This window comes from Massilia sp. (assembly GCF_031995545.1).
Taxonomy (GTDB): domain Bacteria; phylum Pseudomonadota; class Gammaproteobacteria; order Burkholderiales; family Burkholderiaceae_D; genus Telluria.
On sequence record NZ_DAMAGA010000036.1, the window covers coordinates 46,965 to 54,832 of the forward strand.

The following is a 7,868-nucleotide window of genomic DNA, read 5'->3' on the forward strand; positions in this document are numbered from 1 at the left end:
CTGTACCGGACTTTACAGCGTGAGCGTGGCCGGATAGGTCGGCGCGCGGCGCCGGCGGCTGGCCTGCTCGTAGGCATAGGCCATGCCGATCAGCGCCGCTTCGCTCCAGGCGCCACCTACGAACGACAGCCCGACCGGCAGACCACGCACCTGGCCCGCCGGCACCGTCACGTGCGGATAGCCGGCCACTGCCGCCGGCGACGAGAAGCTGCCGCCGTAATGGTCGCCGTTGACGTAATCGGTCAGCCAGGCCGGGCCGCCGGTGGGCGCCACCAGTGCATCCAGCTTGTGCTCGCGCATCACCTTGTCGATGCCCTCTTCGCGCGAATAGCGCAGGTTATTGGCCAGCGCTTCCTTGTATTCGCGCGCTTCCAGGCCCGGCTTGGCCTGGGCCGCGATCAGGTGTTCCTGGCCGAAGTGCGGCATTTCCTGGGCGGCGTGCTTGACGTTGAAGGCGATCACGTCGGCCATGCTCTTGACCGGCGCGTGCGGCGCATAGGCAGCCAGCCAGGCTTCCAGGTCGGGGCGGAACTCGTGCAGCAGCACCGCCAGCTCGCTGTCGTTGTACTTGTCGGTGTTCGGCACTTCGACGTCGACCAGGATCGCGCCCTGCGCCGCCAGCAGCGCCAGCTCCTTCTCGATCACCGCATCGACCAGCTCGTTACTGCCGAAGAAATTGCGCGCGACACCGAGGCGCTTGCCGCGCAGGCTGTCGCTGCGCAGCGCGGCGGCATAGTCGGCCACGCGCGCATCTTTGGTGGCGCCGTCCCGGGCGTCGGCACCGCTCATTGCCGCCAGCAGCAGCGCGGCGTCGGCCACGGTGCGCGTCATTGGCCCGGCAGTGTCCTGCGAGTGAGCGATCGGGATGATGCCGCTGCGGCTGACCAGGCCCAGGGTCGGCTTGATGCCGACGATGCCGCAGGTGGACGCCGGCGACACGATCGAGCCGTCGGTTTCGGTGCCGACCGCCAGCGTGGCCAGGCTGGCTGCCATCGCCGCGCCCGAACCGGAGCTGGAGCCGCTGGTGTTGCGGTCCAGCGCATACGGGTTGCGCGTCTGGCCGCCGCGGCCGCTCCAGCCGCTCGAGGAACGGGTCGAACGCATATTCGCCCATTCCGACAGGTTGGTCTTGCCGAGGATGACGGCGCCGGCTTCGCGCAGCAGCGCCACGATGTGGGCGTCCTTCTGCGCGCGCACGCCGTCCAGGGCGAGCGAACCGGCAGTCGTGCTCATGCGGTCGGCGGTGGCGATATTGTCCTTCAACAGCACAGGGATGCCGTGTAGCGGGCCGCGCAGCTTGCCGACCTTGCGTTCACGGTCGCGCTCGGCGGCAATGGCGAGAGCGTCGGGATTGGTTTCGATGACCGAGCGCAGGCGCGGGCCGGCGCGGTCGATGGACTCGATGCGCGCCAGGTAGCGCTTGGCCAATTCCTGGGCGGTCAGTTTGCCGCTGCGCATCGCTTCCTGCTGGGCTTGCACGCCGGCTTCCAGTATGGCGTCGTTTGCGGGCGCGGCGGCCAGCGCCGGATGAATCCCTGCAGCACCCACTGCCGCAGTTGCCCCTAAAGCTGCTCCCAGTTGCACGAATTCCCTGCGCTTCATCGCCACTCCCTCGTTTTATTGAAAGCAATAGCATAGCAGTAAGACAAACTGTGTTGTCAGAAAGTCGGTTCAGCAACCGCGAAATGAACAGGCGAAAAAAAACGCTGCCGAAGCAGCGTTTTTCTCGACCAGACAGTCGGTGCTTAGTTACGCACGACTTTCTTGTACTCGTTGGTACGGGTGTCGATTTCGATGGTGTCGTCCTGGCTCACGAACAGCGGCACCATGACGATGTGCTGGTGGGCTTCGATCGCGTTTTCGATCTTGGCTTCTTTCAGGACGTTGCCCGAAGTGTTGCCCTTGACCGCTGGCTCCGAGTAGATCACTTGGCGCGCGATGATGGTCGGCAGTTCGACCGAGATGGCCTTGCCGTCATAGAACACGGCTTCGCATTCCATGCCGTCTTTCAGGTAGTGCAGTGCGTCGCCCAGGTTTTCTTCTTCGATTTCGTACTGGTTGTACTCTTCGTCCATGAAGACGTACAGCGGGTCAGCGAAGTACGAGTAGGTGACCGGCTTCTTGTCCAGCACGACCACGTCGAACTTGTCGTCGCCGCGGAACACGTTTTCCAGCGGGGCGTTGGTCAGAAGATTCTTCATCTTCCACTTGTAGGTGAAGCCCGTGCGGCTCGAACCGTTGACGTCGGAACGCAGCACGATGAACGGCTTTTCATCGACCATGATGATGTTGCCAACACGAATTTCTTTTGCGGGTTTCATAGGTGTTTTACGTAAAAAAGTAGTTGCATTAAATCATCGTGGGCAGGTTGGCTATCGCCATGGCGCCTACGTTTGATCGTCGGAATCCATTACAAACTAACCGGGCATTATACTCGGTTTTGTCCGGCCTGCCCCAGCTCGCGCACGAAATCGAGCAGCTTCGTCACCAAATCGCCATTGGCAAGCACTTCCCTGCGCCATTCTTCGGCGCGCGCCACGTCCTGCGGTATTTCATTCAGCACGGCCTGCCAGGCCTGTTTCCAGTCGGCCACCGGCTGGGCGCCGTTCCAGCCGAGCATGAAGCGATTCAGTGCCGGCAGTTGCGGAGCGTAGCGCTCCAGGAAGGCGCGCAGTTTCTTGTGATGCAGGTTCTCGTCCTGGACGTAGATATGCCAGACGAAAGGACGGCCGGCCCACTGGGCGCGCACCCATGAATCCTCGCCGCGCACGAAGTTCAGGTCACAGGCCCACAGCAACAGGTCGTAGTCGGGCTGCGGCACGAAAGGCAGCACGCGCACGGTCAGCGCGCCGCGCGTGGCCGAAGCGCCGGCCACTGCGGGAGCGCCGGTGAAGGCCTCGATCTGCTCCTTCGCCACGCCCTCGGGCACCAGGGACAGCACCGGCTCGCCGCCCTCGGCCCACACCTGCAGCATGGCCGCGACCGGCGCATCCGGGTAGCAGAACAGCGACACCTTGCGCATCGCCGCCTCCTGCGGCGTGACGCCGAAGCGCGCCAGGAAGGCCGCGACCGCGCCGGCATCCTGCTGGAAGGCGTGGCGGCGCTCGTCCAGCCCGGCCTCGTGCAGCAGGCCGCCGGTGCGCTCGTTAAAGCCGGGGAAATAGAAATGCTTGGTCAGGCGCAGGCGCGGGTGCATCGACGGCAGGCGGTGGCAGCCTTCGACCCAGTCCTCGGCGGTCAGGCCTTCGTAGTTCAGCCACACCGGGCGCGGCGAGCACGCCGCCATTGCCTCGACGTAGCCGGGCGGCAGCTCACAGCCGAAGAATTCGATGACGATGTCGGGAATCTCCTGCGGGGTGTAGACGCCGTCCTGGCCGCGCCACAGGCGCACCGTGACGCCTTGCACTTGCTGAAGTTCCGGGCCGGTGTCGACTTCCGGGCAGATGCGGCGGTAGCTGGCCAGGTCGTCGACCCATAGCGTCACCGCCACGCCATGCTCGTGATGCAACTGGCGCGCCAGGCGCCAGCAGATGCCGATGTCACCATAGTTGTCGACCACCTTGCAGAAGATCGCGAGCGAGGGAGCGGATGGATGCTGGGACATGGCGGTGATGGACGCTGAAAGTGGATCGGGATTCGGCCGGCGCGCACGATGGCCGCACTGCCGGAGGGCCGCCATTCTACGCGATTTCGCGGATGCTTTTTCCACGTGCAAAGTGCTTTGCGCAATGAAATGTCGCGGTTTTTAAGCAGTAGTCTGCGCTATCGCAAGCGGCGATTGTGAAGTCGCTGCACATGGAGTTAGTTCATAAACTTCGCGATTTACCCCCGGTCGAACGCCTACCTGCAGGGAAGGCGGTCTCGATGATGCCTCCCTGCCCTACGCTCGCGCCACCCCATTCATCATTGGATTCGTGGCGCGATTCACATGAACGCGGCCGAAAGTGCTCGTTCGTTGCAACCTGGCGCAGCCGTACGGCCCGCATCTTGCGACCGCATCGCATGGCGCGCACGAGCACGTGGGCCAGGCCTCACGCCGGCACCACGGCCGATCACTGGAGGAGTCGACCATGTACGATTTTCAGCAAGGTTATGGAGCACAGCAACAGCCGCAGGGTTTCGCGCCGCAGGCATTCCTCGGCGGCACCTTCGGCGCCCCGCTAGGCGGCGCCATCGGACGCGGCATCGGCGGCCTGTTCAACAGTCCGGGCCTGGGCAGCCGCATCGGCCAGGTGGCCGGCGGATTCCTGGGCGGCCTGTCGCCGTTCTCGGCGGATCCAACCGGCACCCAGCAGCAGCAGATCGATCCGCAACAACTGCAGCAACTCCAGCAATTGCAACAGCTCCAGCAACTGCAAGAGCTGCAGCAACTGCAACAGCAGCAGCAAATGCAGCCGCATCAGTTTTCGCCGCAAGGCGGCATGTTCGGCAGCCTGATCTCCAAGATCAGCAAGCCGGCCGGCGCCATCGTCGGCGGCCTGACCGGCAACCGCAAGCTGGGCGACATGATCAGCGACACCGGCGGCTACGCCCGCTTCCTGCCGTTCGCGGCCGATCCGCAGGCCCAGCAAGGCCAGCAGAATCCGCTGGCGCAGCTGCAGCAGTTGCAGGCCCAGGAGCAGCAGTTGCAGCAGCTGCTGCAGCAATGCCAGCAACAGCAGGCCATGCTGCAGCAGCAGATCGCGGCACAGCAAGGCGGCCAGGGCCAGATGACGCCGCAGGGCGGCTGGGTCGGCAGCATGATCGGCCAGTACGCGCAACCGGTCGGCAGCTTCCTCGGCGGCCAGCTCGGTCACCAGGGCCTGGGCTCGGCCATCGGCGGCGTCGCCAGCCAGATCGGGCGCATGCTGCCGTTCTCGGCCGACCCATGGAGCGCTTACCAGCAGCAGGCGCAGCAGGCTCAACTGCAGGCACAGCAAGGCCAGTTCGGCGGCCAGCAAACCATCCATTAAACGATAACAAAGCTGCCGGACGCCGCGGGTGCGGCGTCCGGCTTTGAGAGGCTTCGTCAGCCTCTCGGGAGCCCTACCATGCCGCAATCCTCGCCACCCGGTGTGGCCAGCCGCGAACCTGATCGCAATATCGGTCGCTACATCGTGCGCGCCAGCAGAGAAGACGACGCCCTGGCCCGCTTCCTCGCCGCGCTCGATACCGAACCGGGCGTGCGCCTGGTCGACACCATTGGGCCGTCAGCCGGGCCGCCGCATACCGCCGTCGTCGAGACCGATGCCGCGACCGCCGAGCGCCTGCGGCGCAGCAGCCTGTATCAGTTAACGATCGAGCCGGACCAGCCGCTCTCGCTGTCGAGCTGAGCTGCGCCACTTAGAGAACACGCTACAGAACACGCTACAGAACACTACATAGGACACGACATGCCTAAAAATCCTCAAGGCGGCGCCGGCGATTTCCAGGACCGCCCACCTCCTCCGCCCGACGGCGCCGGCGACAAGCGTCCCACAGCCGATGACGGCAGCGCCGGCGCTTCTGGTGCATCAGCAGCATCCGGCGCTTCGGGTACCGATTCGGGCGCGGCGGGCAGCGCCGGTGCCGCGCCGATACGCGGCCGCCCGGTCGCCGAACGCAAGAAGAAATATCTGGTGGCGCCGCGCACCGCGCCCGGCGCCACGTTCGGCCCGGCCGGCCTGACCGCCACGCTGGGACTGCAATCCGTCGAGCAGGCGCTGCAGGCGTTGCCCGATATCGACGTGGTCGAGACCATCGCCACCCGCGCCAGCGTGGCGCCGGCCGGCTTCGGCCCGCTCGGCATGGCCGGCTTCACGCCGGCGGGCGCGAATGGCGCAATGGGCACATTCGGCGATACCGCCGATGGCGTGGTGGTGGCGCGCATGACCGACCAGAAGGCCGGCGAATTGCTGCAGCGCAGCCAGGGGCAACTGCTGGTCGAGCGCGACCAGCACCTGCAGCTGCTCGATCCGATGCTGCGCCGCCCCGACCTGGTCAGTTCGCTCACGCCCTACCAGGGACCGCAGACCGAGCTGCTGCTGACCGTGGTCGGAAAGGACGGCCAGCCGCTGCCCGACGTCGAAGTGTCGCTGTTCGGCGGCGCCTTGCCGAGCAGCGCCGTCACCGGGGCGGACGGCGTGGCGCGGCTGCGCGTCTACGGCCCGAATGCGAGCGCGGTCAGCGGCCTGTACGTCAAGCCGCGCGTCGACTACTGGAGTTTCTACCAGCGCGACCCCGACCTCAGCGTGGACGAACCCAATGTGGTGATGCTCAAGCCGCTGGCCGACTGGCCGGCGCTGCGCAACCTGCCGCAGCAGAACACGCTGGGATGGGGCGCGCGCGCGATGCGCCTGGACCGGGTGCCGCCGCAGTTCGGTGGCCAGGGCATCAAGGTGGCCGTCATCGATTCCGGTGCCGCGACCACGCACGGCAACCTGAACCGCATCCGCGCCGGCTTCGACGTCGTCAACAAACAGGTCGACCGCAACACCTGGAACGCCGACACCCTCGGCCACGGCTCGCACTGCACCGGCGTGATCGCCGCCACCGATGCGGCCTGGGGCATCCGCGGCTTCGCGCCGCAAGCCGAAGTCCATGTCTGCAAGCTGTTCCCGGGCGGCCAGGTGAGCCAGTTGATCGATGCGCTCGAGTACTGCATCGAGCAGCAGATCGACGTCGTCAACATGAGCCTGGGCGGCGGCGCGCCGTCCGAAGCGCTGGAACGCCAGATCCTGCGCGCCAGGCAGGCCGGCGTCGCCTGCATCGCGGCCGCTGGCAACTCGAGCGGACCGGTGCAGTATCCGGCATCGTCGCCGCACGTGCTGGCGGTTGGCGCGATCGGCAAGGTCGGGGAGTTCCCGCCCGACAGCTATCACAGCGAAACGCTGGGTAACGATATCGATGCGCAGGGTTACTTCACCGCCCGCTTCAGCTGCTTCGGCCCGCAGGTCGATGTGTGCGCACCGGGCGTGGCCGTGGTGTCGTCGGTGCCGCCGAATAACTTCGCGGCCTGGGACGGTACTTCGATGGCGACGCCGCACGTCACCGGCCTGGCGGCGCTGGTGCTGGCACACCGGCCCGAGTTCCAGTCGGTACTGCGCATGCGTTCGCCTGAACGGGTGGAAGGACTGTTCCAGATCCTGCGCATGAGTGCGCGTCCCGTCACGCTGGGCGACCCGAACCATGTCGGTTATGGCATGCCGGATGCCTTGATCGCGCTCGGGCTGTCTACCGTTCAGATGGGCATGCCGTGGCAAGGCCAGAGCGCATTCGGCATGCCGGCGGCGATGTTCGCCAATGGCATGGATGCCGGTTCGCGTGCCGGCGCCGGTCTTGCCATGGCAGGGAGCGGCCCGGGGCCGGGCACGGCCGGCCTGAGCTTGCAAAGCTTGCCCTTCGGTTTCGGATTCGGTGGCATTCGGCCGTCGGGCTGGTGACGTAAGGATCAGATTGATGACGCAGGCAGGTGCAGCCATGTTCGACCGGGCGAAGAACATGGTTGCGCTTGCGACGAAGCCGGCACCTTGGCGTAGCAGGTCGGCTGAACTGCGGCAAGCTCGACAACAAATCGCTGCCGGCGGCGCACAAAAAAGAAAACCGGAGCCCCACTCGCGTGGCCGGCTCCGGCTTCTGTCTGGCGTCCCCACGGGGATTCGAACCCCGGTACTCACCGTGAAAGGGTGATGTCCTAGGCCTCTAGACGATGGGGACCTAAAACTGTACTACTGCTACTGTTACTACTGCCGGCATCGCCACGGCGCCACCTGGCACCTGTGCGCAAATATACCAGCACAATTGAAAAACCGGAGCACCTCTCCGCGCATGCGCGTTGGTCTACTCCGGTTTTAAGCTGGCGTCCCCACGGGGATTCGAACCCCGGTACTCACCGTGAAAGGGTGATGTCC

General features: G+C 65.6%; 6 protein-coding genes and 1 tRNA gene. 3 read left to right on the top strand and 4 right to left on the bottom strand.

Annotated elements, in window-relative coordinates; translation table 11 throughout:
* Nucleotides 1-12: 12 nt before the first annotated feature.
* The 3 genes from RTQ83_RS19795 to earP form a co-directional block, all read right to left on the bottom strand.
* Nucleotides 13-1,602, bottom strand: a complete 1,590-nt coding sequence (locus RTQ83_RS19795) for an amidase (protein WP_312518328.1) — start codon at nucleotides 1,600-1,602, stop codon at nucleotides 13-15.
* Between the two features lie 143 nt (nucleotides 1,603-1,745).
* A complete protein-coding gene (locus RTQ83_RS19800; protein WP_290419183.1) occupies nucleotides 1,746-2,321 on the bottom strand; it encodes an elongation factor P in 576 nt (191 codons plus the stop codon).
* A gap of 107 nt (nucleotides 2,322-2,428) precedes the next feature.
* Nucleotides 2,429-3,604, bottom strand: a complete 1,176-nt coding sequence (gene earP, locus RTQ83_RS19805) for an elongation factor P maturation arginine rhamnosyltransferase EarP (RefSeq protein WP_312518333.1) — start codon at nucleotides 3,602-3,604, stop codon at nucleotides 2,429-2,431.
* Nucleotides 3,605-4,070: 466 nt separating this feature from the next.
* On the opposite strand from earP, the gene RTQ83_RS19810 reads away from it, so the two are divergent.
* From RTQ83_RS19810 to RTQ83_RS19820, 3 genes are all read left to right on the top strand, one after another.
* On the top strand, nucleotides 4,071-4,952 hold the full coding sequence (locus RTQ83_RS19810; RefSeq protein ID WP_312518334.1) for a hypothetical protein: 882 nt from the start codon (nucleotides 4,071-4,073) through the stop codon (nucleotides 4,950-4,952).
* A gap of 78 nt (nucleotides 4,953-5,030) precedes the next feature.
* Nucleotides 5,031-5,312, top strand: a complete 282-nt coding sequence (locus tag RTQ83_RS19815) for a hypothetical protein (protein WP_312518336.1) — start codon at nucleotides 5,031-5,033, stop codon at nucleotides 5,310-5,312.
* A gap of 60 nt (nucleotides 5,313-5,372) precedes the next feature.
* Nucleotides 5,373-7,400, top strand: coding sequence for a S8 family serine peptidase (locus tag RTQ83_RS19820; protein WP_312518337.1), 2,028 nt, complete (start codon nucleotides 5,373-5,375; stop codon nucleotides 7,398-7,400).
* 198 nt (nucleotides 7,401-7,598) lie between these two features.
* On the opposite strand, the gene RTQ83_RS19825 is transcribed toward RTQ83_RS19820, so the two are convergent.
* Nucleotides 7,599-7,674 (bottom strand) — tRNA-Glu (locus tag RTQ83_RS19825).
* Between the last annotated feature and the right edge of the window lie 194 nt (nucleotides 7,675-7,868).